The organism is Microbulbifer variabilis (genome assembly GCF_052468405.1).
This window is the reverse complement of the sequence record NZ_CP174343.1, coordinates 1,777,759-1,803,285: the sequence shown is the minus strand read 5'-3', so window position 1 is coordinate 1,803,285 and position 25,527 is coordinate 1,777,759. Positions and strand designations below refer to the sequence as shown.

The 25,527-nt window shown below is 45.6% G+C and carries 25 protein-coding genes and 2 pseudogenes; 23 read left to right on the top strand and 4 right to left on the bottom strand.

Annotated features, from left to right (window positions below; genetic code table 11):
* Window positions 1–111: 111 nt before the first annotated feature.
* Entirely contained in the window at window positions 112–1,329 is a 1,218-nt protein-coding gene (locus ACJJJB_RS08295; RefSeq protein ID WP_169337102.1) for a M12 family metallo-peptidase, read from the bottom strand.
* A 434-nt stretch (window positions 1,330–1,763) separates the two neighbouring features.
* Between ACJJJB_RS08295 and ACJJJB_RS08290 the strand changes: the two genes are divergently transcribed.
* Window positions 1,764–2,537, top strand: coding sequence for an SDR family NAD(P)-dependent oxidoreductase (locus tag ACJJJB_RS08290; RefSeq protein WP_444946785.1), 774 nt, complete (start codon window positions 1,764–1,766; stop codon window positions 2,535–2,537).
* A gap of 237 nt (window positions 2,538–2,774) precedes the next feature.
* Here the strand turns inward: ACJJJB_RS08290 and ACJJJB_RS08285 are convergent, their stop codons facing one another.
* On the bottom strand, window positions 2,775–3,263 hold the full coding sequence (locus ACJJJB_RS08285) for an SRPBCC family protein (protein ID WP_444946786.1): 489 nt from the start codon (window positions 3,261–3,263) through the stop codon (window positions 2,775–2,777).
* Between the two features lie 572 nt (window positions 3,264–3,835).
* On the opposite strand from ACJJJB_RS08285, the pseudogene ACJJJB_RS08280 reads away from it, so the two are divergent.
* From ACJJJB_RS08280 to ACJJJB_RS08215, 14 genes and pseudogenes are all read left to right on the top strand, one after another.
* Window positions 3,836–4,186, top strand: a pseudogene (locus ACJJJB_RS08280) (NAD(+)--rifampin ADP-ribosyltransferase); the annotation flags it as partial.
* 15 nt (window positions 4,187–4,201) lie between these two features.
* Window positions 4,202–4,582 (top strand): annotated as a pseudogene (gene arr, locus ACJJJB_RS08275) (NAD(+)--rifampin ADP-ribosyltransferase); the annotation flags it as partial.
* A 260-nt stretch (window positions 4,583–4,842) separates the two neighbouring features.
* Window positions 4,843–5,187, top strand: coding sequence for an ArsR/SmtB family transcription factor (locus ACJJJB_RS08270; protein ID WP_020412768.1), 345 nt, complete (start codon window positions 4,843–4,845; stop codon window positions 5,185–5,187).
* 313 nt (window positions 5,188–5,500) lie between these two features.
* Complete coding sequence (locus ACJJJB_RS08265) at window positions 5,501–5,974, top strand: SRPBCC family protein (protein ID WP_020412766.1); 474 nt, start codon at window positions 5,501–5,503, stop codon at window positions 5,972–5,974.
* Window positions 5,975–6,082: 108 nt separating this feature from the next.
* Complete coding sequence (locus ACJJJB_RS08260) at window positions 6,083–6,727, top strand: dihydrofolate reductase family protein (protein ID WP_020412765.1); 645 nt, start codon at window positions 6,083–6,085, stop codon at window positions 6,725–6,727.
* A 53-nt stretch (window positions 6,728–6,780) separates the two neighbouring features.
* Entirely contained in the window at window positions 6,781–7,173 is a 393-nt protein-coding gene (locus ACJJJB_RS08255; RefSeq protein WP_444901583.1) for a YciI family protein, read from the top strand.
* 19 nt (window positions 7,174–7,192) lie between these two features.
* On the top strand, window positions 7,193–7,660 hold the full coding sequence (locus tag ACJJJB_RS08250; protein ID WP_445366042.1) for a VOC family protein: 468 nt from the start codon (window positions 7,193–7,195) through the stop codon (window positions 7,658–7,660).
* A gap of 37 nt (window positions 7,661–7,697) precedes the next feature.
* Complete coding sequence (locus ACJJJB_RS08245; protein WP_282953513.1) at window positions 7,698–8,324, top strand: YdeI/OmpD-associated family protein; 627 nt, start codon at window positions 7,698–7,700, stop codon at window positions 8,322–8,324.
* A gap of 151 nt (window positions 8,325–8,475) precedes the next feature.
* On the top strand, window positions 8,476–8,892 hold the full coding sequence (locus tag ACJJJB_RS08240; protein WP_444946790.1) for a cupin domain-containing protein: 417 nt from the start codon (window positions 8,476–8,478) through the stop codon (window positions 8,890–8,892).
* A 65-nt stretch (window positions 8,893–8,957) separates the two neighbouring features.
* Entirely contained in the window at window positions 8,958–9,440 is a 483-nt protein-coding gene (locus tag ACJJJB_RS08235; RefSeq protein ID WP_282953515.1) for a VOC family protein, read from the top strand.
* A complete protein-coding gene (locus ACJJJB_RS08230) occupies window positions 9,437–10,180 on the top strand; it encodes a DUF899 domain-containing protein (RefSeq protein ID WP_445366041.1) in 744 nt (247 codons plus the stop codon). The genes ACJJJB_RS08235 and ACJJJB_RS08230 overlap by 4 nt, the downstream gene beginning before the upstream one ends.
* Before the next feature lie 224 nt (window positions 10,181–10,404).
* Entirely contained in the window at window positions 10,405–10,974 is a 570-nt protein-coding gene (locus ACJJJB_RS08225; protein WP_445366040.1) for a dihydrofolate reductase family protein, read from the top strand.
* Between the two features lie 746 nt (window positions 10,975–11,720).
* Window positions 11,721–12,617 carry a peroxiredoxin family protein gene (locus ACJJJB_RS08220; RefSeq protein WP_020412757.1) on the top strand — a complete coding sequence of 299 codons (897 nt, stop codon included), beginning with the start codon at window positions 11,721–11,723 and terminating at the stop codon, window positions 12,615–12,617.
* Window positions 12,618–12,932: 315 nt separating this feature from the next.
* Complete coding sequence (locus ACJJJB_RS08215) at window positions 12,933–13,682, top strand: alpha/beta hydrolase family protein (RefSeq protein WP_040628594.1); 750 nt, start codon at window positions 12,933–12,935, stop codon at window positions 13,680–13,682.
* A gap of 173 nt (window positions 13,683–13,855) precedes the next feature.
* On the opposite strand, the gene ACJJJB_RS08210 is transcribed toward ACJJJB_RS08215, so the two are convergent.
* A complete protein-coding gene (locus ACJJJB_RS08210; RefSeq protein ID WP_445366039.1) occupies window positions 13,856–14,749 on the bottom strand; it encodes a LysR family transcriptional regulator in 894 nt (297 codons plus the stop codon).
* Between the two features lie 201 nt (window positions 14,750–14,950).
* On the opposite strand from ACJJJB_RS08210, the gene ACJJJB_RS08205 reads away from it, so the two are divergent.
* Window positions 14,951–15,613, top strand: a complete 663-nt coding sequence (locus ACJJJB_RS08205) for a peroxiredoxin-like family protein (RefSeq protein WP_282953519.1) — start codon at window positions 14,951–14,953, stop codon at window positions 15,611–15,613.
* Window positions 15,614–15,751: 138 nt separating this feature from the next.
* Window positions 15,752–16,318: a carboxymuconolactone decarboxylase family protein gene (locus ACJJJB_RS08200; protein WP_282953520.1), complete on the top strand. Its 567-nt coding sequence runs from the start codon at window positions 15,752–15,754 to the stop codon at window positions 16,316–16,318.
* Window positions 16,319–16,427: 109 nt separating this feature from the next.
* Here ACJJJB_RS08200 and ACJJJB_RS08195 read toward each other — a convergent pair whose 3' ends face one another.
* Window positions 16,428–16,997, bottom strand: a complete 570-nt coding sequence (locus ACJJJB_RS08195) for a hypothetical protein (protein WP_445366038.1) — start codon at window positions 16,995–16,997, stop codon at window positions 16,428–16,430.
* A 544-nt stretch (window positions 16,998–17,541) separates the two neighbouring features.
* Between ACJJJB_RS08195 and ACJJJB_RS08190 the strand changes: the two genes are divergently transcribed.
* The 6 genes from ACJJJB_RS08190 to ACJJJB_RS08165 all read left to right on the top strand — a co-directional run bounded on the left by ACJJJB_RS08190 (window position 17,542) and on the right by ACJJJB_RS08165 (window position 25,409).
* Entirely contained in the window at window positions 17,542–19,587 is a 2,046-nt protein-coding gene (locus ACJJJB_RS08190) for a S8 family peptidase (RefSeq protein WP_445366037.1), read from the top strand.
* A gap of 490 nt (window positions 19,588–20,077) precedes the next feature.
* A complete protein-coding gene (locus ACJJJB_RS08185; protein ID WP_445366036.1) occupies window positions 20,078–21,022 on the top strand; it encodes an urea transporter in 945 nt (314 codons plus the stop codon).
* A 936-nt stretch (window positions 21,023–21,958) separates the two neighbouring features.
* On the top strand, window positions 21,959–22,447 hold the full coding sequence (locus ACJJJB_RS08180) for an Hcp family type VI secretion system effector (protein ID WP_020413589.1): 489 nt from the start codon (window positions 21,959–21,961) through the stop codon (window positions 22,445–22,447).
* A gap of 163 nt (window positions 22,448–22,610) precedes the next feature.
* Window positions 22,611–24,518, top strand: coding sequence for a type VI secretion system Vgr family protein (locus tag ACJJJB_RS08175; RefSeq protein ID WP_282951857.1), 1,908 nt, complete (start codon window positions 22,611–22,613; stop codon window positions 24,516–24,518).
* Window positions 24,519–24,534: 16 nt separating this feature from the next.
* Window positions 24,535–25,113: a DUF6931 family protein gene (locus tag ACJJJB_RS08170; RefSeq protein WP_445366035.1), complete on the top strand. Its 579-nt coding sequence runs from the start codon at window positions 24,535–24,537 to the stop codon at window positions 25,111–25,113.
* A 2-nt stretch (window positions 25,114–25,115) separates the two neighbouring features.
* Window positions 25,116–25,409, top strand: a complete 294-nt coding sequence (locus ACJJJB_RS08165; RefSeq protein ID WP_020413592.1) for a PAAR domain-containing contractile injection system baseplate protein — start codon at window positions 25,116–25,118, stop codon at window positions 25,407–25,409.
* Window positions 25,410–25,527 lie beyond the last annotated feature (118 nt).

Here is a 25,527-nt window from a genome sequence, read left to right as displayed (position 1 = left end):
ATCCAGCTCAGGTGGGATAGGAGAGGGTAGGATATGACAGCTCAGTTCTCATTGAAAATACAAACCGAGCTGCCAAACTACCCGCGAAAATAACTTTGAACGCTTTAGATATTACTCAGAAGCCTCAGATACCCTGAAGTTAGCAACTTCTAATGCTCGTTCATTTAAAACTCGAGCATTATCTTCCACATTAATAGAACCAGTGGTTTCACCATTGATAAATACACCTGGATTAGACCACTGCTGGATCCTTGGACCTCCAGTATTTGATGGGCAACCATAAGCCATTACTGTTCTCCATGTAGATGGCGTAGAGTTGCAATATCCGTGGCCATATGAAAAAGGCTCCATACTGGGGTCACGTGTTATAATATGCCTTGCTCCGAATAGATGGCCAATCTCATGTGCAAAGCTGAAGTATCCAGCTGCACATCCTTCTCTGGCTAAGGCTAAAGCTGTAGATTCGGTTGCACCAATCTCTCTGGCTACGCCACAATAGAAATAACCAGAATTCCCGGTCAATACCATCATGATGTCCGCCTTATATGTTTCTCTCAGGCGAAGTAACTCAGATGTTTCTGGGTTTTCTGAGTTAGAGAAAAAATCTCTATCAACATAAAAGTCACCACTACCTTCATAACTTGTTTTGTATGAGTGTACAATTTCAACGGATGTATTTACATTACTATTTAAGAAGGAAATATTTGTTTCCTCTTCCAATAGATCCATATAAGCGACAACATCACCAGCGTCACTCTCAAAATTACTGGTATATGCGACAATAACAGTAATTTTTTCGGCTGAATCCAAAGACCCCAAGCTAGAATCAATATTTGAAGGTCTTTCGCCTACATCCATGGGGAAATCTTCGTAATAATTAATATCGTGATCAATCAGGGTAGCGGTAGGCACCTCTATGATATCTGTAGTATTACCTTCACCCGGCCTAACTTTGTATAGCTTTCCGGACATTTGTATAGACCCTACAACATTACCATTATTCTCGGCAATCGTTACAAAATCCCCTTTCCTCTGACCAAATGCAGCAAAAGAGATTCTATTTTTTTTCCTATTAACATTCTTGGTTTTAAATCGTGATAACTTACCATCTATGAGAACCTCCAACTCATCACCAGTTACTATTTTTCGCAACTCACCATTAAACCTTCCTCTTTTTACTATTGATTTTCTATTTTTCTGAGAATCTTTGAAATCTACTTGATCGGAATTGATTTCCTCCATCAAACGATATTTTCTACCGTCATCTGCCGGCAAATAAAGAGGTAACGTTAACAGCAAACAAAAAATGGATATTAAATAACTTCTCACAGGTCCTCTCCACATTATTCTAATAATGTTTAATATTTATAGGTGGTTCGTGTTGTCGTTTTATTTTTCAGTCCGGCATTAAGCCTCACCAGATATTATGAATCGCAATATAAAATTGCAATAAATTCCCAAAAAGCATAGAGCCACATGCTTCTTAATGTGAACCAATTTTATAGTCAGCCCTATATTGCCATCATCTTTATAGGGTTATGTCAATTGAGGTGATTCGCTAAGTCACACAGGGCCAGACTTGAATGCACTTAGTTTAATACGTGAAGCTTATTGGCATATGATAGGTCAACCACTTATTTTTCAAATGAATTTAATTAAGAGGCACCTCAGAATTTCTGCTTGATCAATAATACTAAACATATATATTCGAGCTGCTCTCGATTAATGTGTCTGAAATTATATTTTGGTAGGACCCAAACATTATGAGTAATTTTTTTAGCTTGGAGAATAAAGTTGCTGTTATTACGGGAGGAAGCTCTGGGATAGGTTTGAGCACAGCAAAACGTTTTTATTTGGCAGGCGCAACAATTGTTATTGCAGCACGCAGAAGAGGAGAAGAAGTATTGCAGGAGGTTGGGGGAGGGCATTATATACAAACAGATGTTTCTATAGAGCCCCAAGTTGAAGAGCTAATGAAAATGACAGAAAAGAAATATGGGAGGATTGATATCGTAGTTAATTGCGCAGGAATTAATGAGGGCTACGGTTCACTATGCAATAGTAGTTATAGCTATTTTATGAAGAATTTTAAGGTTAATACTTTAGGGGTTTTCTATAGTATTAAGTATTCCGCGCCATATATGAAAAAAGGTGGGGCAATTATTAATATCGCGTCAGTTGCCGGAATATCAGGAGTACCTTATTTGGGGCCATATGTTGCTTCAAAGTCGGCGATCATTGGTATTACCAAAACGGCAGCGCTCGAATTGGGAGACAGGAATATTAGAGTTAATGCAATATGCCCTACTTCAGTTGATACACCAATGGCTCATGCAAGAGGAGGGAAGCAACAGCTTGCAATGGAAAAAACCGCGGTTCCTTTGCAACGCATAGCAAAACCTGAAGAAATCGCAGCGCTTATACACTTCTTAGCAGCAAGTGACTGTGGATTTATAAATGGTCAAGCCATTAATGTAGATGGTGGTTATAGTGCTGGCCTTTCAATACCGGCTTTTAATGCTCTTTCTAATACTTGAAAGCAATTAAGTTGAGTCTGATGCTAGCTACTCACTAAGAAGTCAAAGCTATTAGCTCTTTTCAATGTGCTGAGAGACAGCCAACCTTAATTCCAGCCGTAGGGATGGAAAGTAAGAACGGCTGAACAATTGTGTAAACTGACCACTGCAGTACGCTGACTTGCGTTTAGTCTAAGAATTAGTGAGCGTGGTAAGTTGTGTACAGACTCATGACTGCCATCAATATACCTTGCCATCTCAGATCAGATTTACCGATCCGGAAAATTGGGCGTCCATACTTCGAAGTGATTGGGCCCAGCTGACCACCGCCAACTCTGCGTAGTCAGGGTTAAGAAGTGTATGCGTAAGCGAAACGACAGTGCCAAGTTCACTGCTTCTGAACACAACTTCGACCAATGACGAATTCTTTTGCGGTTCGGTGCCATGTGGCAAGCTGAGATTGCAATGTTCATGGACCTCAAAGCTCAGTAACTTCGGTCTGTCGACGCAACGATATACTCCAGACATTACGCAAGAGCTGTCGTCTGGAGCTGTCATCTCAAAAGCAAAACTCCCGCCAACCTCTGCCGTGAGATTGAGCACGCGCGTAGTGAAACCGTCGGGGCCCCACCATTTTTCAACCATGCTCGGCGTAACCCAGGCAGTAAAGACCGCTTCCGGTGTTGCCCTGACCGTGTAGGAGATAGGTTTGGTTCGAATACCCGCTTGATAGGAAAAATCGCTCACGATGATACCTTGTTCTTTTTATCAGGGGGGGGCCTGCTTTCTGTTAACACTAAAACATATCTTTACTGCGCTCCAGAGATATCATGGCTACTTGGGGCTTATCCTCCTATATTCGGCCGTAAATAGTGACATGTTGACCTAATTTTGTTATCCACTATAGTTACCCTGTAGGCTAACTATAATCAATATGGCAACTCAGTTGTACCTCAGATAGCGCACTCATCAGTGTTTCAGCCCCTGGCAATCATTTTGCCCCGGGAGTACTGATTTAAGAGCTCACGTTGCCCGACAGGAAAGCACGGGAAGTGGCCAACAAACCATGATGGAAATAAAAATGCCGATATTGCTGCTCTCGAAAGCGCCGGTAAAGACGATTTCCAAAATATGACTAGATTGACGGAAAACCGGTCAGGTTAGGCGTTCATAAACAGGACCAACCTCTTATCTCGAAGAGAGGATTATTACAGTCTCCCAAATGTCTTAAGCGGTTGCCCAGGGCGTAATCGAAATTTGGTGGCTCATGATCTTAGGCCAATCATGACCAGTTCAAAATACATGGAGGTTCCTTAAGCATGAATGATAAACAGCCAAGCAGCGAATCAGAGAGCCATACGGTTCATTCTGGCATGAAGGAGTTTTACCACGGCTCCCGAAAAAATCTCAGCCCAGGAGATGTTGTCACGCCCGGCGGCCCATTTGGCATAGCAGGTGACAATGTTGAGACCTCGCATGCCTACATGTCACCCAATTTGGATGCAGCCATATGGGCCGCTGAGCTCGCCGAAGGCAATGGACCACCGAAAGTGTATGTCGTGGAGACGGAAGGTGATATAGAGGATGCGACCGAGCTTTTAGTTGAGAGTGCACCGAGCCACCCTTATATGTCACATCGATCGAAAGGGCGGGTACGAGTTAAATCGGAAGTCCGTGAATGGACTTACTATCACGGAACGCGCGCGGACCTCAAAATGGGAGATATGCTCATGCCGGGAGGTAATCCGAATTTCGGCAAAAAGGCGCTCGGCCATATTTACCTCGCGCGAACACTTGATGCTGCGGTTTGGGGAGCGGAACTAGCGCTGGGTGACGGGCCAGAACGGATTTACATCGTCGAGGCGACGGGTCCAATCGAAGACGACCCCAATGTGACCAATAAAAGGTTTCCCGGTAACCCTACAAAGTCATTCCGGTCTCATAAACCTTTACGCGTTATCGGCGAGGTGAAGGAATGGCAGGGCCATCCTAAGGAAGCGCTAGAAGCCATGAAAGCCGGCATAGCAGAACTGGCCAAACAAGGCATAGGTCCTCTTGATGACTGACTGGATGGCAGGCTTGAACATACTGGCCATAAGCTTTTCACTGATGAACCTGAAAAGTTATCATTGCCTTGATCGATAAGGTGATCCGGGTTGCTATCGGTATGTCAGCTTTTTCCTGCAGTAATTCTATTTCCACAACGGTGCATCCAAATAACGGCTGGTATAGGGATGGGATGAAGCACTTTTATTAGGGTGATTTTAACGGGCATTACCAAACTGCGGCCATTGCCTAACGATTTTACACCTATATACTTAGTCGAATGGGTAACAATCACGAAAATCTGAATACAGTCTTCCAAGCCTTAGCAGATCCAACGCGCCGCGCTGTCATTCAGCACCTGACCAGCGGACCGGCATCGATCACTGAGCTCGCTAAACCGTTTGAAATGGCACTACCTTCATTTATGAAGCACATTGGTGTGCTGGAGGATGCGGGTTTGATCCGATCCAAGAAAATTGGCCGCGTGCGAACCTGCGAGATCAAGCCGAAGCAACTGACAGCTGCAGAAACTTGGATTAATAAACAGACGGCCCAGTGGGAAGGCCGAATGGCACGAATGGCGAGCTTTGTCGAAGCACTTGGCGCTGAAGGACAGGATGACTGAGTACGATAAAGATACAGGGTGCCATATTACAAAGCCTGTAGGTCATCCCTCCATCCCAATAGCCGGCTACTTGATCTTCTGTTAAAGAAATAAAGGGCGTGATCGGTTCACATATCGCACCCCATTATGACATTGCCGATCATAGTTGTTATGTCGTTGCGCTTCACTTTGAGCAGATAGAGGTCAATTCTCTTACTCTTTTGCGCCACTAGTAAGTTATCCATTGACCTAACTGTTATTGCTTTTTATAGTTATCCAATCAGCTAACTATTAGTCGGTAGCCTGGGAACCGCTATTAAGCAAAGGGGCTAACATGAGCCAACAGTTATCGCACGACACCATATCCATCAGCAAAACAATCAAAGCACCGGCAGAGCAGGTTTTTTCAGCATGGGAAAACCCAAAAACCCGCTCATTATGGGGGGCACCCTCTAAGGATGAGGCAATCGAGTTTCTTCAAAACGACTTTCGCGCCGGAGGCCTTGACGTACATCGGTGCGGCCAAAAGAATGATCTGCAATTCCGGGTCGAAACACACTACTACGACATCCGTAGGCCGCATCGCCTGCTTTTTACCGAGCGTGTATATACAGACGACTCTTTATTGAGTGCCTCTCTGATCACCGTGGCGATTAGCGAAAATAAGCGCGCGACTGAACTCCAGGTGACGATACAGATCGCCTCTCTGGTCGGTTTGGGAATGATCGACGGAACACGCAATGGATGGCAGTGCGCTCTTTCTAATCTCGCCGCTTACCTGGAAGCAACAAGGGTGGAAGTCGAATAAAGAAGATCAATAACCTATCTCTTCAAGTCTCAATGGTGATTGAAAGCAATAGCCTAAGCACAACTTGCGACGCCATTTTGATCAACAAAATCACCAAGGAAGAACTGTGTGCGAAAAATCATTGTAAACACGTTTGTTAGTCTGGATGGCGTGATGCAGGCTCCCGGTGGTCCAGAGGAGGACACTTCAGGGGGCTTTGAGCATGGTGGATGGGTGGCGTCCTATTTCGATGAAGGTGTAGGTAAATTTATGGGGGATGTGTTCGCATCCCCATTCGAGCTGCTGCTTGGCCATCGGACTTACGATATTTTTGCTGCCTATTGGCCAAAAGTAGCTGCTGATCCTCCACCAGAAGGCGTTGATGATGGCGAAATCCAGATGGCTAAAAAAATCGATGGCACAACACGGTATGTCGCTTCACGCACGAAACCCGAATTTACCTGGGAAGGCAGCGAATGGCTGGGTAATGACCCGGTAGCACGACTTCGTGAAATCAAGGCCAGCAATGGTCCTGACTTACTGGTACCGGGCAGTGCTGACTTTATCCAGACTCTACTCAAAGCAGACCTGGTTGATCAGTTTAAATTGCTGATTTTTCCTTTGATTCTGGGCAAAGGAAAGCGCCTCTTTGGTGCCGGTGTAATCCCTATTGGGTTCCATGTACAACAATCTACGATGACAGACAGTGGCACTATTTGTGTGACCTATATGCGGGATGGAAGTATCACCACTGGAGATTTCTCCCTTCAATAAGATTAGCGCCGGCAGCCCAAATTCATGTTGGCGTAAATGAAAGGAAATTTTGAATGCTGGTTATGGTACTGATCAAAGCTACGGCGGCAAGTGAGGCAGGCAAATTGCCCTCACAGGCTGTTTGTAATGCGATGGACCGCTTTAATGAAGAACTTCTCGACGCCGATATCCGACGCATAGCGGTAGGCCTCAAGCCCACGGCAGAAGGGAAGCGTCTTGTATCTGATGGGAGTGCAATATCAGTAGTTGATGGTCCATTCCCGGAATTCGAGCAACTCGTATCAGGTTTATGGCTTTGGGAAGTACGTGATATTGAAGAAGCGATGGTATGGGCAGCTCGGTGTCCAAACCCCATGGAGGGTGCATATGAAATTGAAGTCCGCCCCCTTTATGAGACTTCAAGTTTAGATGGAATCAAAACGCAGAAGCTGACGTTGAGACAATAGCGAAAGGAGCTCGATAGTTATGCAACCCATCATTTACCTGACATTCAATGGAAACTGCCTTGAGGCGATGACGCATTATGCCGAGACACTCGGTGGCAAGATCTGGGGCACCCTCCTAAATGCAGATGCGCCCAACCCCGAAAGTAGAATGCCCGGTGGCGACGATATGGTTATGAATATGGCCATGACACTGGGCAGTGCCACCCTGATGGCTTCTGATAACTCCCGCGAAATGTACGAGAAACCGCAAGGTTTCCGTATTTTTATTCCGTCTAAATCGCTCAGGGAATTTGATCGTATCTATAACGTATTCTCAAAGGAAGCAAAAGCCATAGATATGGCCCCCGTCGAAACATTTTGGGCTGAACGTTTTGCTTTACTCACGGATAAATATGGAACGCCATGGATGCTGAATTACGAGGGTTCAAAGGCAGAAGCCGTAGGGGAGGGGGCATCAAAATCGGACTCCGGGAAAATGATAGTTTGATAGTGGGTGCGACTTTGCTCGTGCGGGACAACCAATTATGGCCATGATTTCAGATATCGCAGATTATTTTTCAAAAGGTTGTGGACGTTGTGAGCGTTTCGCAACGCCCGATTGCTCAACCCAGAAATGGAAACCTGGCCTTACTGAATTGCAACGGATTTGCCTGAGCATGGATCTGGAAGAGTCCGTTAAGTGGGGGCAGCCTTGCTATATATTTGCCGGTCGAAATATTGTCATCCTGGGGGCATTTCGAGAGGGATTCCTCATTAGCTTTATGAATGCTGCACTGATGAAGGATCATGAGGGTGTTCTTCAAAAGCGAGGCGCGAATACGCAGTATCCGCACATGATCCTCCTGAAGGCCAATGATCAGGTGGAAAAGCTTGCACCAATCATACGGGCTTATATCGAGGAAGCGAAAGGATACGCTAGAGCAGGTATTAAGCCCCAAAGAGCAGAACGCGATATCGAACTCCCTGATGAGCTGGTAGAAGCCATGGATGGAGATCCTGAGCTTGCAGAAGCGTTTCATGCATTAACGCCGGGGCGTCAGCGAAGCTATACCTTTAACCTTAGTTCAGCCAAGAAATCCGCTACACGCATTTCGAGAATAGCGAAGTTCCGCGAAAAAATAATTGCTGGCAAAGGCGCTATGGAACGATAAAAGTGAAGCATGGGTGAACAAACCACGACTCACTATCGTGCAGAGCGGTCTTTGGTATAGCGCTGATTTGGCTAAGCGGTCCTAGACAATATTTTTCATGCTGAGTGAGGTAACAGAACATCCTCTTCGGGAGGAACGGAGGCCGTCATTCATGACTAATACAACAGGAGCAGGGATCTTTATCGAACCTGAACGCGGACGCAGTTACGATATGGGGCGCATTGCAGCAATTTTCAAAGCTGACGGTGAAGAGACCGCAAATCAATGCTCAGTGTCGGAATGGTGGATTGAGCCGAACACCAAAGGCTTCGGCGCGCACTCACATGAGGCTGAGATCGAACTGTTTTATGTGTTGGAAGGCACCATGTCTTTCCTGGTAGGCCAGCAGTGGCGCGATGCAAAAAAAGGCACTGTCATTTTGATCCCCCCCGGCGTCCAGCACGACTTTGAAAACCGTAGCAATCAACGCACCGGCGTTCTCAACGTTTACATTGGCGGACCATTTGAGATGAAGATGCCCAAAATCGTCGAGTGGTTTGCAGAGCATCCGACGGAGGATGCGATATGACTGTAAATACCAAAGATTTTTATTAGTGCAAACAATCAAACTGTCCAAAGCATAGGAGAATACATATGACCGAACTCGTAAACTGCCTGTGGTTTGACTATGGCGAAGCAAAGAAGGCGGCAGAATTCTACGCTGCAACTTTTCCAGATAGTCATGTAGACCGAGTTAATCGAGCGGTGACCGACTATCCCGGCGGTCAGGAAGGCAGTGAACTGACTGTCGAATTCACCGTACTCGGGCGCAAGTTTATTGGCGTGAACGGCGGCCCGAGTTTCACTCCAAATGAATCGGTTAGTTTCATGGTTATCACCGAGAATCAGGAAGAAACCGACCGCTACTGGGAGGCGATCATCAGTAATGGTGGGCAGGAAAGCGCTTGCGGTTGGTGCAAGGACCACTGGGGCCACTCGTGGCAAATTACACCGAGACAACTTCTGGATCTGACTACGAACTCTGATCGTGACAAAGCGAAGCGTGCTTTTAAGGCGATGATGTCCATGAGTAAGATCGATATCGCCACGATCGAGGCGGCGGCCGAGGAGGTATGAGTTCATGGGGAAGTACTCTTCTCAACTTAACTCAAGACCTGGAGCTGATTATGACTTTAATTCAGAGTAGGAAAACTAAGGAGATCTCCGGAGTCGTCCGGCAGATCCTGTCACCAGAGGCCTGGAAGGATGAACTGGCTGAACTCCGCAAAGCAGAAAAGGAGCTGACCCGAGCGCACGACCGGCTGGCAGAAAAGCGACGGTATTCAGGTTGGGTGAAGATCGAACAAAATTATGCCTTTGCGGGTCCAGGAGGCACTGCGACTCTGGCTGACTTGTTCGATGACCACTCACAACTAATCGTTTACCACCATATGTTGAAACCCGCTGATCCCAGCCCGTGCGAAGGCTGCTGCATGGTCGCCGATCAGATCCCTCATCTTGCCCATTTGCATGCCCGAGACACCTCTCTCGTCTTTGTTTCAAAAGCGCCGATCGTTGAGATAGAGGCATTCCGGAAACGTATGGGTTGGGCAATCCCCTGGTATGAAACCAAGGACAACTTCAACGCTGATTTCGATGTGGCTACCGGATTTGGTATCAACGTTTTCTATCGCGATGGAGAGGACCTCTATCGAACCTATTTCACTAACGGCCGAGGTGTCGAAACACTTGGCACGGTGTGGACTCTTTTGGATATCACACCACTCGGCCGTCAGGAAAACTGGGAAGAGGCTCCCGACGGCACTCAGCAGACACAGCCGTATCATTGGTGGCGGAGACACAACGAATATGGCTAATACGGGTGCCTGCCACACATCATCCAGCTACAACGGGAAGGATTCATCTGCTCATTTAAAAAAAGGGGTTGCTTGTAAAAGCGGTATTCAATGGCGGTCTGCTCGCGGGCGTGCTGAATATTGGTTATGCACTTTATGCTGCAGTTGATTGCACGCGATCTCAAGGTTGCATTTTACGATTGTTGCTCAAGATTATGCTTGCGCTTGGTTAGGAGAAACAGGATATGAGGCGTTTAGTTGTTTGGAATGTGATGACGTTGGACGGGTGCTTTGAAGGCACTACGCCCTGGGCGCTGGACCATCACGGAACCGTGTGGGGCGACGAGTTAGAAGCTTTCTCTCTTCAGCAGGGCGATGAAATCGGCACCTTGTTGTTTGGACGTCGCACCTATGAGGGGATGGCCAGTCATTGGCGGAATGAAACCGGGGCGGTTGCGGACATGATGAACTCACTTGAGAAAGCTGTCATCACGCGCACACTTGAGACCGCCGATTGGTCAAACACTCGCCTTTTAAAAGGCGAGGCCGTCGAACACGTTAGCAAGCTGAAGAAGGAGACAGGGAAGAGAGATATCTTCGTTTTCGGAAGCGCAGACCTTGTGGCTACTCTGCTCGCAAGGGGCTTGGTAGACGAATACCGGATATGTCTTGCACCAATCGTACTTGGAGCAGGCTCACCTCTCTTCAAAGCTGACGCCATCCAGAAGAATTTCGAGCTCATGCGGGCGGACGCCCTTAAATCGGGCGGGGTGATCCTTCGCTACAAGTGCCAGCAGAAAGGTAGGGAAGTATAACAAATGGCAAAGTTTCTACTTTCTTTAGGGCGCATTAAGCCTTCAAGGAAATCCGTAGAATACTTGTATTCCAGCTGTCATATGGATTGATCGGTACAGTTCTAATAGCCGTCTATCTTATACCGGTGTAATCACCAATATTTATAATATTATGATAAGGCATCAACCTTTTCGGTTACCACTTGATTCGAATAGAAAGCGATACGACCATTAATTACTTTGGCAAAGTCAAATGCGGCTTTGTAGGTCCATGCAATAGTTGAAGTAGCTGGAGCGGACAATGGGGTGTCTTTCCCTCAATAGGGATAAGATTGGGGGTCAACCCATGATTAACATGCGGATCATCGTTGTCAAAGCAACATTGATAATTTCTTTTTCACTACTGTAGCTTCAAATATCTCATCGTTTGACTTATTGGCCATCCCATAGCAGATATGCAATGCAAGATATGTGTCCCCTCAGGTGGCAAAAGCGCGCATAAGGAGCTTACTCCCACAGGGCAAACAACTGAGGTCGCCTCTTATCAGGTCAGTTATTGAAAGCAGACATATCCCAGGAACCTCATATAATCCTAGATACATATTGATGTAAGTCCTGATATTTATGGCCATGGATCTATCGAGTAAGCTCGATTGTGTCCATTTGGGAAACTCTGTTCCTCTGATTAAGAGGATTATCAAATTAACACTGTGCACTATGGTAGATCACTAGTTTTGAACATTAACCAAATGCTTTAGGAGCTTGAAATGAAAACAAAACTTATCTTACCAATGATTCTATCCAATATGCTAAGTGGCATAGCGGCTGGCATTATGATCTATGTGTCTGGGGGCAACCCGATTTGGATAGGAGCACTTTTAGCAACTTTGCCTTTACCATTTTTCTTGATGGTAATAACAAATGTGTTCAGTATTTCAAGAACGTCAGAAAGATTACCGGTTATTCAGGTGATTAACTTTGCAGGTATTGCATTAGTTGCCTATACACTTTATTTCAATCAGGCTCCACTGTCTTTGCTTCAATATGTTTCTGTTGCAATTACTGCTCTGGGCTTTGTGTCTCTTCATTGGTATATATGGTCATTTTCCTACTACAATCGTGGAAAGAGCAAAGCTATATCAAAAGGTCAGAAACTGCCTGAAATGCATTTTAATCGATTGGATGGAACTGATGTCTCTTCATCATCTTTTGGTGGGACCAAAACGCTATTGGTTTTCTTTCGAGCAAACTGGTGCCCATTCTGTATGAACCAGTTAAAAGAGGTAAAGAAGTATGCTGAAAAGTTGAAGCAATATGATGTGAGTGTGAAGTTTATTTCAAATCAGGGCTTCGACAATTCACAAAATCTTGCGCGGAAACTTGACTTGCCTAATCACTTTGAAATTCTTCAAGATGAAGATCTGAAGGGAGCAAAAATTTTAGGTATTGAAGACATTGATGGTTCCCCTGTGGGAATGCCTGGGTATCCTAAAGATACGGTTATGGCGACAGTGATAGCTTTAGATGAAGAGGGTAAGGTGCTATTTGGCGATGAGACAGATAATTATCGGAGACGCCCAAACCCTACAACATTCCTGCATGTTTTTGAAAGCTCAAAGCCGCAGACTTTAAAAGCTACCCCAACTCTTAAAAGTACTGCATAACAAAGCTTCTATTGATGTTTTTATAAAGGATTTCTATTGGTCCATGGAGAGCGAAGGATCAGTTTCTAGCTAGCGACATTGTTGGAGATTCGGAAATATTAACTGGATCAGGTAAAGATAGTGAGAGTGCCTTCAAATCAGCGGATATCGATTATATGAAGCAGGAATATTCTATCGAGCTAAGCAACAGGCATATCTTGTATCAATTGGTACATAGAAGACTATCACCTACTCATTTACCCCTTTCTATAATAGAGAGGGGTTTTCTTTGTTAAGATTAGAATGCCTTATAATCAACATATATTGGATAGTATTATGGAGTTTAATTTTCCAAATCGTGACGGCGTAGAATTAAAGGGTAAATTAGAGAATTCCGCCGGGAATCCAAAGGCCTATGCAATTTTTGCTCATTGTTTCACATGCTCAAAAGATATCATTGCTGCGAGCGCTATTAGCAAATCATTAACTAGTAAAGGAATATCAGTATTAAGATTTGATTTTACTGGGTTAGGCAACAGTGATGGGGATTTTTCCAATACTAATTTTTCATCTAATGTTGAGGACTTGCTTAGTGCTTACAATGAAATTGAAAATCGCTTTGAAGCACCAAAATTGCTAATTGGCCATAGTTTTGGTGGTGCTGCCGTATTAAAAGCTGCTGGTATGTTAAAGACAGCCAAAGCTGTTGTTACTATAGCCGCTCCAAGTGATGTTAAACATATCCAGCATATGTTTAAAGATGAGCTCGATAACATCAATAAAACAGGACAGGCAAGAGTGGTGCTTGCTGGCCGAGAGTTTACACTAAAAAAGCAGTTTATCGATGACATCAATGAAGCAGACATCTTGGTAAATCTTAAGGAATTAAGGAAAGCTTTACTAGTTATGCATTCACCACTAGATAGTACTGTCTCTATTGATCATGCTGCAAAAATATTTGGCGCTGCGCACCATCCGAAAAGTTTTATTTCCTTAGATAAAGCCGATCACTTGCTTATGAAGAAATCAGATGCTGAATATGTCGGCAATGTTATTGGAGCCTGGGCTCAAAGATATGTTAGTTAATATGACATATAATAGAGAATAATGTTGGAGCTGAGAATCCAATAAAAATGGGGACTCGTCTGCTAAGGATTAAGTTGTAGTGCTGAGCTTTACAGACTTCCTGGAACCTTTGGATCAAACAACAGAGCCAGCACCAGATGGTATTTGGATTATTACATTTAGTATCCGTAAGCTTAATTAAGCTCATTTTTCAAAAAATCGATGAAAACCCTTGTTTTTGCAGGCATAGCTCTCCCGCTAGGAATCAGTGCGCTAACAGGTGGGCCAGGCACCACTTTCTCCGGAAATAACTCAACAACTTCTCCACTCTGAATAGAAGAGTCGAGTGCTTTATCGTATACCTGGGCTATACCCATACCAGAAACAACTGCGTCTATTAAAGTTCGTCCATCTCTAAATATTGCCAGCGGGGAAGGGGAAAACTCAATAATTGAACCATCATTTTCTCGAAATGACCAGGCTCTCACTTTTCCAGTAGGTGCTCGAAATACAAGGGCGTCATGTTCTCTCAGCTCTTCTAAAGTCTTAGGTTTACCTTTTTGTGATAGATATTTTGGCGAAGCACACAGGATACGTTTGGATTCGCACAATGTTTTTGCGATAAAAGAACTATCTTCTAGTTTACCGATTCTCACAACGACGTCCCATTCACCTCTGATAGCATCTTCTAGGCTGTCTGAAAGAGAAACCTCGACAGTAACCTTGGGATGTAACTGCGTGAAGTTTTTTAAAGCACTTACAATATTTCGACCAATTCCTATCGGTAAATTGATACGTAAGCGCCCAGCGGGTTCATCCTTTCTAGCATTCAGCAGTAACCTAGCGTCATTGATTGTTTCAATCGCATGTTTAGCGGCATCAAGAAATATCTTGCCTTCTTCTGTCAACCTGATACTGCGTGTTGTTCTGTTGAATAACTTAAGGCCCAATTCCTCCTCAAGCTTCTTAACGGCCTTACCCGTGCCTGATTTGGTTGAGTTCAATGATGCTGCAGCTTTTGTAAAGCTCCCATGCTCGGCTACAGCGATAAATACGAATATCTCGTTCAAATGAGCTTGCTGAAACATTGATTGTGTCCTTCGTGGATACAATGAGTTTCAAAATAGCATGTTTATAGCACATTTCAAAGTAACTAATCTTCTCGATAGTGGCTTGGCGTAGATACTTACTTGAAGGCTAATTCAAGAGTCATGTTCGTAACCTTTTGGTTACATCGGAGTTTACCCATCGCCCCAGGCTGAAAATTTAAACGATTAGAGGAATAGATTATGTCTCTTCAAGAGAAACTAGATGCTTTTAAAGAGGTGTTTAAGAAGCAGGCCCCAGCAGGTGCGCTCGAAGCCTTTGCTCGGTCCTCCAAGGAATTGGCTGATAGTGGTCAGGTTGAGCAGTCAATCAAAGTAGGAGAGAAAGTCCCACATTTTGCATTGCAAGACTCTGAAGGCAAAGAAGTTGTCTTGGATGAACTCCTCGCTAAAGGCCCCGTCATTCTAACTTTTTATCGCGGGGTATGGTGCCCTTACTGCAATATTGAGCTGCGGGCACTGGAAGAGGTTGCCGACGAAATCAGAGCTCGTGGTGCAACCCTGGTAGCTATTTCCATGCAAGGCCCCGCTGAAAGTCGTAAATCCCAGCGAGATAACAAATTGAGCTTCCCAATTCTTACTGACCAGGGAGGAGAACTCGCTGCCAAGTTTGGTATCCGCTGGACATTGCAACCCTATGTAATTGAGTTCCACAGGATGTTCAAAGTCGAACTCCCAATCATCCACCGTGATGGAGAATGGAATTTACCTATGCCCGCAAGATATGTCATAGGTACTGATGGAATTATCACCTATGCGGAAGTCAATCCTGACTATACACGTCGTCCTGAGCCGAATGACCTATTTCCAGTGCTTGATAAGTTGAGTCAGTCTACGGCTGCATAGTGGGCCAACATCTGTACCTCTTTAACACAAAACAAGTGCCAAAGAGGTACAGAGCAATTTGAGATAATTGCTTTGATGGTTCAAAACTTTGTGGATATTCAATGCAATTTTATATCGAGCAATATAAAGGTAAAGCTCATGGTCAATTTTACAAGATACACAATTGAAACAGCTCCAGATGCCTCTAAAAAAACCCTAGAAGCCGCTAAGAAAAAAATGGGGTTTGTGCCCAACCTAATGGCCACCATGGCTGAATCACCCGTAATGGTAGAGAGCTATCTAACGCTTATGGAGCTATTTGATAAATCTCGTTTGAGTGAAACAGAGCGGGAGATAATCTTGATGACAAATAGTCGCCTGAATGGGTGCACCTACTGTATGGCTGCACATACGGCAGTTTCCAAAATGGCTGGTGTTGATAAGGAGGTAGTCAAGGCACTACGCAACGGCACGCCAATTGGTGATCCTAAGCTCGAGGCGTTACGGACTTTCTGCATCCTTATCAATGAGAAACGTGGATGGGCAACAGAAGAAGAGGTTGAGAGGTTTCTCGCAGCTGGTTATACCAAGGAGACTGTTTTAGAAGTGATTGTTGGCACCAGCCTTAAAGTGCTCTCAAATTATTCCACTCACAATCTTAAAGTCAGTCTTGATGATGCGTTTTTGCCTATGGCCTGGAGTAAGAATATGGATTCAGCTAGCTAAGATACAACTTAAGACGCATCATCTTCACAATCCTTACCAGAATCAGACTTAATGAAGAGGGCGAACCAACAAAAGTAAAGCATCTATAAAATGGGACGCCCTTGGCGTATCAGGTCGATTGCTTGTGATGGTAAACCACTCCGATACGCCATTTTTTTAAAACCTTGATATGCCAGATATAGTTATATCCCGCTCCCTCCCATAAAAAAGCAATAATCAGGGAGATGAGGCCAAGCGAGGTAAACTGTACGGCAGCTTTCCTGAATTTTGGTACAGCAAAAGCAACTACCAATCCGCTGATCAAACTAAACACCAGGCTTGCCCCCAACATAATTGCCGACAACCAAAACACAGGTCCGGCATGCCCCTTGTGAATCAGTAAAAACTGATGCCAGAGGTCATGCTCCTTGATGTGGAGGGTAGCCCCATTTTGGTCTTTGTTCGGCTCTAGATAAACTTCCCGATTGTAGCCATACCAACCGATGTATTCATCTTCAAGATAAAAATCCGAGGGCAGGGCGATTTGTTTGGGCTCGATAAGTGGGGAAACAACACCCAGGGTTTCTGTCTCGCTTTTGGGTAATCCTTCAGGCAATGAGAGAGTATATTCATATTCTTCTTCAGCACCGCCTTTTATATCGAAAAGATAAAATACACCAGTGGCAATATCCCGACCCACGCCCCGACAAATAAGTTGAAATGTTGAGGAAATATCAACAGGAACTCTTTGCTATCTCAGATGTGAAAGGCAACTTTTTACCCTACTAAGGCGGCTTCCCAACTACTGGCAATCCTAGTTAAGAAAAATTATTTTGATATGATATAACATTATATTATTTCAACGAAAGTGAATCATAATTTTTTTCATAAGAGTTTTATTAACCTCTTTCCTTGGCATCCTCCGTGAACCACATCACGATTTTTTTGCGGAAAATTACACATCACTTAAATTTTTTATGAAAAGTTTAAATTTGTCGCTGTAGGTCACGTCACTTTCAGAGTCTTCGATGAGGACAATATTTGCTAAGTCGTTATAGATTCGCACCAAAAATGAAACAGTGGTGCCAACTTCGCCCTGGCTAACTAAATAGTCCTAAATTGAGCAGTTTTTGGGTTTACCTTTTAGCGAATTTATTTAGCTAAGACAGGGCGGTTCAGAAGTATCCAAATATCAAAATATTTTTTGATACTTGGATAAAAATAACTTCGGAGAAACCACAATAATGAAATCATCATTGAAAATTCTTTTGCAAAAGACAGCTCTGGCAAGTGCAATTTCGTTACTTTGTACAGCGCCTTTCGCTGCCCATGCGGAAGAGGCGGACAACACACTGCTGACTGATCGCATCATTGTGAAGTACAAGGAAAGCGCTAAGGTCGGACGGGCTACGATCATGGCAAAGGAAACGGTAGAAAAAGCCTCCCGTCGTGCCGGCCATAAAATGCAGCACCTACGTCGTATGGCTACTGGCGCCCAGATAATGCGCCTGGAAGGTCGGAAAAATAGAGCTGAAGTAAACGCAATTATCGAGCGATTGAACCAGGACCCGGATGTTGAATACGCAGAACCGGATCTGATCATGCGAGCGATGGCTGTACCCAATGACCCAAGCTATCTCAATCAGTGGCACTACTATGAAACCACCGGCGGTTTGAATCTTCCATCAGCCTGGGATGTCACCCAGGGCAATGGGGCAGTGGTTGCAGTGCTCGATACTGGTTATCGTCCCCACGCCGACCTGGCAGACAATATTCTGCCGGGCTACGATATGATTTCCGATACCTTCGTCTCAGTGGATGGCGATGGCCGCGATAGTGATGCTACCGATCCAGGTGATTGGTATAGTTCTGGAACTTGCGGCGATAGCTCTTCAAGCAACAGCAGCTGGCACGGCACCCATGTCGCTGGCACTATCGCTGGGGTTACCAACAATAATATAGGCATTGCCGGTGTCGCCTACGAGGCCAAGATAGTCCCAATACGCGTACTCGGCCGTTGCGGGGGCTATACCTCAGATATTGCCGATGGCATGATCTGGGGCGCCGGCGGTTCTGTCAGTGGCCTGCCGAACAACGCCAATCCTGCCCAGGTGCTTAATCTGAGTCTTGGCGGCGGCGGCAGCTGCGGCACTACCACGCAGAATGCCATCAATACCGCTCGCAGCCTCGGCGCTACCGTTGTTGTAGCCGCCGGTAATAGCAATACTAATGCAAGCCAATTTACCCCTGCGAACTGTAATGGGGTGATCTCAGTCGCTGCGACTAATCGCAGTGGCGGCCGTGCTTACTACTCTAACTACGGCAATGTGGTAGACGTTGCAGCGCCAGGAGGAGCACAGAGCTTCGCCAACGATTCCGATGGCATTCTTTCCACCTATAACAACGGCACCACTGACCCCGGCAGTGACAGTTACTATTACATCCAGGGCACCAGCATGGCTGCGCCCCACGTTGCAGGCGCTGCGGCATTGCTTTATTCCGTAGACTCCAGTCTTACACCAGACGAAGTCGAATCAATTCTCACGAGCACCGCGAGGAGTTTCCCTGCTTCGTGCAACAGCTGTGGTACCGGTATAGTCGATGCAGCTGCGGCCGTAGCCATGGCCAACGGTGGTGATGGTGGCGGTGGTGGTAACGATGGCGGAGAACTCGAAAACGGTGTCACTGAGACCGGTATCGAGGGTAGCAGTGGTGAGGAAATTTACTTCACCCTGGATGTCCCCGAAAATGCCACGGACCTCTCCTTTAAAATATCTGGTGGAAGCGGCGATGCTGACCTCTATGTTCGCTTTGGCAGCGCACCGACTACCAGCACTTATGACTGCCGCCCCTACACATCAGGTAACAACGAAACCTGTGACATCGCTAACGTGCAGGGCGGAACTTATCACGTCATGGTGCGTGGCTATAGCTCTTTCTCCGGCGTGAGCCTCGAAGGTAGCTACACCGGAGGTAACGGCGGTGGCGGTAGCGATAACTGGGAACAGACTGGCCTTACTGGTTCCAGCAACAGCTGGCAGCACTTCACCATTGATGTTGATAGCGGAGCCTCAACGTTGAGCGCCGTTATGGAAGGTGGCTCTGGCGATGCTGACCTCTACGTGCGCCACGGCCAAGAGCCTTCCCGCACGGCATATGACTGCCGTCCCTACGAATGGGGCAATGATGAAAGCTGCAATATCAGCAATCCAGATGCAGGCACCTGGTATATCAGCATTCGCGCCTACTCAGACTACTCCGGCGTTACTCTTAGCGCTAGTGCTCAGTAATTAGGCTGACACCCGCCCTACAGTTAGTTTTCTGTAGGGTGGGTCCATACCAGTTCGGCCCAGGTAACTGTGATCAAATAACATAAAAGGCGACCAATATAGCCCAATACCAGTCAGCTAAGCTGACTGGTATTTTGTTAGGGTATAGCGCATCGACTATTTCTTTACAGCACTTGGAAATTACTCTCTCGTCTTTTTGGCAGGACGAAGGCCGGGCCATACTGAGGTTATCGTTTCCGAGCGTATCGCGACATATTGCTCCAACCTAATCACCTAGCGTGCCGTAGTCACTACAGCTGGACACAGAGGGTAGCCTTTACATGCTGTATCTAGCGTCGCATTTTACTCACATCATCATGACAGAAATTTAATGAGAACAACCTCCCTCACTCTAACTTCAAAGCTTCCTCGAGAACACCATATAATTTAATAGAGCACCTCATAATCAAGTAGAAAAATAGGAGCAATAGTTTGTACATAGCAATCCTAAATGAAGATTACCGAAATCAAGTGGCAGCACTTGCTGACGATTGCCCGAAGAGTAAAAACCTCATCAAAAGTCCCTTGTAAAATCTCAATGACAAAGTCGACACCTACAAAAATCAGATACTATCTAGTTAGTCTATTCAGAGGCGTAAGCCAAGTCATCCTTCAAAAAAACGCATTAAGTGGTGTTTTATTCTTATCCGGAGTAGCAGTTAATTCGGTTACCATGGCTCTTGGAGCAGCACTTGGTGTTATCACAGCGACCGTTTGTGCAGGAATTTTGCATTACCCTGTGAAACACATTGAAGAGGGATTATTGGGGTACAATGGAGCCTTGATCGGTATAGTCATATTCTTATTATATGATCCATCCCCAATTACTATTTTATTAATTATTGGTGGAAGCGCTCTAACAGTCTTGATCATACGCTTTATGATGCTTCACATTTTCCTTCCGCCTTATACTGCACCATACATTCTGGTGATATGGGCTATATGGATATTTGCCCCAACACAGGACCTAGCGCCAGCCGTAACATCCATGAATGAAAAAATTTCAACATGGGGGATATTTGAAGGTATAGGTCAGATTATATTTCAAAACAATGCCATTACCGGTATTTGCTTTTTAGTTGGACTTTTCATTTCGAATAAGTCTCATGCGCTTTGGAGCATAATTGGTGGACTGCTTGCCACATTCCTGGCCATGTTCCTAGCTTTACCATCAACACTAATCCTAGCTGGAATCTTTGGCTACAACGCATCTCTGAGTGCTATTGCACTATCAAGTGGAAGTAAGCAGTGGCTAGCCCCTCTTGCAGGTAGTGTATTAACCGTTCCAATTGCGATGGCCCTTATGGGTGCTGATATTATTATTTTAAGCGCTCCATTTGTTATTTCCAGCTGGATTATATTGTTATTAAAGAGGAAGCTAGCAATAGGTCGTTAATTCAGCAAATCAGAACAAGCGCTATCACCACGAAAACTATTGGCATGATAGGGCACCAACCTCTTCAACAATCACTTACTCCGAATAGACGATAGGTCCACTGATCAGCTCGGTAAAATCGAAAGTAACTCCAAAGGAATTCTTCACTCATCCGAATAATGGTTCGACGATCGGAAGAATTTAGGGTACCTGCAACTGCTGCATGTGCCGTGTGTTGCTTAAGCATTCAGCTTCAATACTCTGACCGTCTTTAAGACCTTGTCCTTAGCCGCGAATGGCAGCCCCTTTATCGGAATGAATAACTGGCTAGGGAAGGGGAGAGATAAACTGTGTCAGCGCAACTGCACGATTTAAAGCGGTTCCCCTTAGCACCACTTCGTTGGTTAATCCAATGCGGCAAGCTTCTTCCATATTAATAATTCTACCAGTGATGATCAATTCCAGGAATTGGTAGACGGTCATTGGAACCGGCAGCATCCTGACGCACAACGACAGTGACATCACCATCTTCCGTTAACCCACTTTCAGCTTACTCTGGGCCGGGCGAAGAGCCACTCGGCCAAACAATACGTATCTTATCGTTCAACTCCGCCCCCTATTAAAATAATTTCAATTAATATAAGAGAGCTAGCAATTCTTAAAATTTTCAAAATCCTTCTAAATTTTTGCGAGACGGAAAATTAAACTGTAATCCTCTGTATATTTAATTGGTGTCAGAGTCGAATACGCTCAGCGGGCATATACCCAACAATAGTAAAAGGGCTTCGGATAATTGGTGCCAGAGTCGATTAAATAACGAAAAATTATGGTTTTTCTTTGCTTTTCTCTCTGTTTAAATCACCCCAGTTACCACTGCGACGTTAACTGAGCTACTGACTCATCGCCGTGGTAAAGGGTTAACCACCAACATCAAAAGCCAACCAAGAGGGAATCCCCATGGCTATCTACATGAACTTCAATAACAAAGCCACCAAAGGCAACGTCACCGCCAAAGGTTACGAAGACTGGATCGAAGTTGACAGCTTCAACTTTGGTGTTGGCCGCGGTATCACCATGGAAGCCGGTGCTACCTCCAACCGTGAAGCCTCTCGCCCCAGCCTGAGCGAAGTCACTTTCACCAAGCGTATTGACGCTTCTTCCGGTGGTTTGTTCAAGTCTTCTGTCACTGGCGACGAAGGTGTGCCCGTAGAGATTCATGTTGTACAGACCGGCGCCAACTCTGTAGAAAAGTACGCTGTTTACAAGCTGACTGACGTAATCATCTCCTCTTACAGCATTGGTGCTTCTGCCGGCGGTGCTCCTCAAGAGTCCGTATCTCTGAGCTTTGCCAAAATCGAAGCCGAACTCGACCACGCTGATAAGACTAACAAGAACCCGAAGAACATGAAGGTTGGATACGACCTCACCACAGCGACTCCGCTGTAATTGGTTCGACTCTTTTCGGGTTGAACGGTGGCCTGCAGAGTACCTGCGGGCTACCGCCCTCCAGTTCTTTAGCTGAGTGCTTATACGAGCACTGACCTAAAGAACTGCAGATTTCTAAAATCTCATTTCTTATTTGGCACCGTAGGGATAGTTGGGGCTGCCCATGGCTACACTCAATCAAGATAAAAGAATGATTACGGTCGACAGCCCAGTCGGCTCGGATGCTTTGATCGCAACGACCTTACAAGGCGAGGAGCATGTCTCCAAGCTATTCCGCTATGAAGTACAGCTTCTTTCTGATGATCACGCTATTGAGCAAAAAGATCTTGTCGGCAAACCAGTAACTGTTTCGATTCACCACTCTGAGACACCACGCCATATTAACGGCTATGTTACCCAGTTCTCCCTTCACGATGTAAACGCCGAAGGCGTGCGTAGTTATAGCGCAATTCTTCAACCTGGCCTGTGGTTCACGAGCCTCGGAGGCTCCAACAGAGTTTTCGAAAAGAAGTCCGCCAAGCAAATTCTCGAAGAAGTGCTCGGTGAATACAGCAAGGTTATCAAACTGACCTTAAAGCTAAATGCCGAATACATCACCCGTGAATACTGTGTACAGTTTGATGAAAGCGACTTTGAATTTATCAATCGCTTAATGGCTGAAGAGGGAATTTCCTACTACTTCAAGCACTCTGAAGGGCAGCATGAGCTTGTACTCTGCGATGATCCTCAAGATTTTTACGACTGTGAAAGTGAAAAAATTGAGTATGACGGAGGCGGTAGCCATCCCACAAAAAACACAGTGAGTAGCTGGAGAAGAAACTTCAACTACCATGGCGGCGGTTTTGAGCTCAAAGATTACAGTGAATTTACTGCTACCAAAGACAATAAGCAGCAAGTTAAAACCACCAGTAAGCTGAATGATGTTTCTAACTACATGCGCGGCTTATATGGCCTGAACCACTTCCAGGCTGATGGTGAACACAAACACAAATTTACTGATAGCTACCATAAAGCACTGGCAGAACGTGCTATGGAAGCACAGGAAGCGCTATTTGATGTCAGCCATGGACGTAGTGACTGCCCCTCCTTTACTGCCGGCGGACGTTTTAATTTTGATCACACGTTGTCGTCAGAAAAGGGGAAGTATCTTATTACGTCTGTGCATGTTTCAGCTGCAGACGGTAACAGTAACGAAACCCACTTCCACAATACCTTCAGCTGTATTCCATCTGCGGTAATGCCACGCCCACAGCCGAATGTTTCTGCAAAGAAAATACACTCACCACAAGTGGCACGTGTATTGGAAGTAAAAGCAACCGCATCCGACAGCTCTCAGGACCCCTACACCCAACTGAAAGTGAAGTTCCCCTGGAACTCACAACAAAATAGTTGCTGGGTCAGAGTGATGCAGTCTTTTGCCGGAAAAAACTGGGGGGCAAACTTTGTACCCAGGGTAAACCAGGAAGTGGTTGTTACCTACATTAATGGCGACCCGGATAGACCATTGATTACCGGTGCAGTATATAACGGCGATAATCCAGGCCCCAATTACACCGCCACCCAAAGTGGCTGGAAAACCGAGTATGAGGGCAGCACCTTTAACGAGTTGCGCTTTGATGACAAAGGTGGCAACGAAGAAATCTATATGGAAGCCGGTAAGGATCACAACTTTGTTATCCATAATGACCAAACTGGCAAAATAGAAAACAAGCAAACTCTGGAAGTTAAACAGGATCGTAGTATCACCGTAACTGATGGTAGCGAAGTGGTCACCATTGCCAAAGGTGACCAAAAATTGAATGTGGATAAAGGAAACCAGACTGTCACGATTGGTTCAGGCAATCACACACTCAAGATTAGCAAAGGATCGCAAACCACAGATGCTATGGGGGCTATCAAAATATCCTCAAAAGCTTCAATTGAATTAAAGGTTGGGGGCAGTAGTATTAAGCTAACCCCAGCGGGAATCACCATCAAAGGTACAATGCTTTCCTGCAAGGGAGATGCTACAGCTGAAGTTAAAGGCGGCGGCATGCTTACCCTGAAAGGCGGCGTGACTATGATCAACTGATGGGGATTAACTAAGAATGACTGACCTGATCAAAGTACAAGCACTTACCACGGCGGAGCTGCTAAAAAATTTTGAGGTGAGTGAAGAAGCGGAAGAGCACCTGGTGCCCGATACTGCGCCCGAGGTCAGCATTAACCAACTGGTTGACGCGGGCCTTTATCCCGATGCGATCAAACTATTGGCACATGGCCTCCCCAAACGGGAAGCTGTTTGGTGGGCCTGTCTCGCAGCTCGGGATATTCAAAGCCCAGAAACTGATGAAGACAATGTAAATGCATTAGTCGCTGCGGAAAGCTGGGCCAAAAAACCCAGCGAAGAGACTCGATTAAAGTGCAAAACCCTGGGCGATAAAACCAAGCACAAAACCCCAGCGAGCTGGGCTGCTACAGCAGCGAGTTGGTGCCATGGAAGTCTGGCGGCGGAAGGTGAGCCTGTGGTTGAGCCGCCAGAACATCTTTATGCACACGCCGTCGCTGGTAGTGTCACTCTCGCTGCAGTTTTATCTGATCCAGTGGATCCCGGCAAAAGATTCGCAAGATACATGAATCAAGGGTTGGATCTGGCACGTGGCGGTAATGGCAGGATAGAGGACTAAATATGGGCAAGCCTGCTTCACGTATTACGGATATGCATGTCTGTCCGATGGTGACAGGTACTGTACCTCACGTCGGCGGGCCGATCCTCAGCCCAGGTGCTCCAACGGTCATTATCGGCGGAATGCCCTCAGCTACGGTTGGCAGTGCCTGTACCTGTGTAGGACCACCAGATACTGTAGCTATGGGCAGCACTACCGTACTGCTGCAAAAGAAGCCTGCTGCCCGCATGGGAGATACAACTGGCCATGGCGGCAAGATTGTAATCGGATGTCCGACAGTTTTGATTGGCGGTTAAGTTTCACGTCATCATTGCTTATCAAGGTGTATTTATTATGAACTGATTAAACCGTCGACCAAGAGCAAGCAGGGGTGAAATAAAGCCGAATATATTATTTATAGGGCAGCGAGATGAT

What these genes read in the sequence shown, in the direction of transcription:
- ACJJJB_RS08225 (WP_445366040.1), top strand. Translation starts at nt 10,405, where the DNA reads ATGAGGCGTTTAGTTGTTTGGAATGTGATGACGTTGGACGGGTGCTTT.
- ACJJJB_RS08230 (WP_445366041.1), top strand. Translation starts at nt 9,437, where the DNA reads ATGAGTTCATGGGGAAGTACTCTTCTCAACTTAACTCAAGACCTGGAG.
- ACJJJB_RS08250 (WP_445366042.1), top strand. Translation starts at nt 7,193, where the DNA reads ATGCAACCCATCATTTACCTGACATTCAATGGAAACTGCCTTGAGGCG.
- ACJJJB_RS08175 (WP_282951857.1), top strand. Translation starts at nt 22,611, where the DNA reads ATGGCTACACTCAATCAAGATAAAAGAATGATTACGGTCGACAGCCCA.
- ACJJJB_RS08190 (WP_445366037.1), top strand. Translation starts at nt 17,542, where the DNA reads ATGAAATCATCATTGAAAATTCTTTTGCAAAAGACAGCTCTGGCAAGT.
- ACJJJB_RS08170 (WP_445366035.1), top strand. Translation starts at nt 24,535, where the DNA reads ATGACTGACCTGATCAAAGTACAAGCACTTACCACGGCGGAGCTGCTA.
- ACJJJB_RS08240 (WP_444946790.1), top strand. Translation starts at nt 8,476, where the DNA reads ATGACTAATACAACAGGAGCAGGGATCTTTATCGAACCTGAACGCGGA.
- ACJJJB_RS08210 (WP_445366039.1), bottom strand. Translation starts at nt 14,749, where the DNA reads ATGTTTCAGCAAGCTCATTTGAACGAGATATTCGTATTTATCGCTGTA.
- ACJJJB_RS08180 (WP_020413589.1), top strand. Translation starts at nt 21,959, where the DNA reads ATGGCTATCTACATGAACTTCAATAACAAAGCCACCAAAGGCAACGTC.
- ACJJJB_RS08270 (WP_020412768.1), top strand. Translation starts at nt 4,843, where the DNA reads ATGGGTAACAATCACGAAAATCTGAATACAGTCTTCCAAGCCTTAGCA.
- ACJJJB_RS08255 (WP_444901583.1), top strand. Translation starts at nt 6,781, where the DNA reads ATGCTGGTTATGGTACTGATCAAAGCTACGGCGGCAAGTGAGGCAGGC.
- ACJJJB_RS08165 (WP_020413592.1), top strand. Translation starts at nt 25,116, where the DNA reads ATGGGCAAGCCTGCTTCACGTATTACGGATATGCATGTCTGTCCGATG.
- ACJJJB_RS08205 (WP_282953519.1), top strand. Translation starts at nt 14,951, where the DNA reads ATGTCTCTTCAAGAGAAACTAGATGCTTTTAAAGAGGTGTTTAAGAAG.
- ACJJJB_RS08185 (WP_445366036.1), top strand. Translation starts at nt 20,078, where the DNA reads ATGAAGATTACCGAAATCAAGTGGCAGCACTTGCTGACGATTGCCCGA.
- ACJJJB_RS08265 (WP_020412766.1), top strand. Translation starts at nt 5,501, where the DNA reads ATGAGCCAACAGTTATCGCACGACACCATATCCATCAGCAAAACAATC.
- ACJJJB_RS08220 (WP_020412757.1), top strand. Translation starts at nt 11,721, where the DNA reads ATGAAAACAAAACTTATCTTACCAATGATTCTATCCAATATGCTAAGT.
- ACJJJB_RS08245 (WP_282953513.1), top strand. Translation starts at nt 7,698, where the DNA reads ATGGCCATGATTTCAGATATCGCAGATTATTTTTCAAAAGGTTGTGGA.
- ACJJJB_RS08235 (WP_282953515.1), top strand. Translation starts at nt 8,958, where the DNA reads ATGACCGAACTCGTAAACTGCCTGTGGTTTGACTATGGCGAAGCAAAG.
- ACJJJB_RS08215 (WP_040628594.1), top strand. Translation starts at nt 12,933, where the DNA reads ATGGAGTTTAATTTTCCAAATCGTGACGGCGTAGAATTAAAGGGTAAA.
- ACJJJB_RS08290 (WP_444946785.1), top strand. Translation starts at nt 1,764, where the DNA reads ATGAGTAATTTTTTTAGCTTGGAGAATAAAGTTGCTGTTATTACGGGA.
- ACJJJB_RS08200 (WP_282953520.1), top strand. Translation starts at nt 15,752, where the DNA reads ATGGTCAATTTTACAAGATACACAATTGAAACAGCTCCAGATGCCTCT.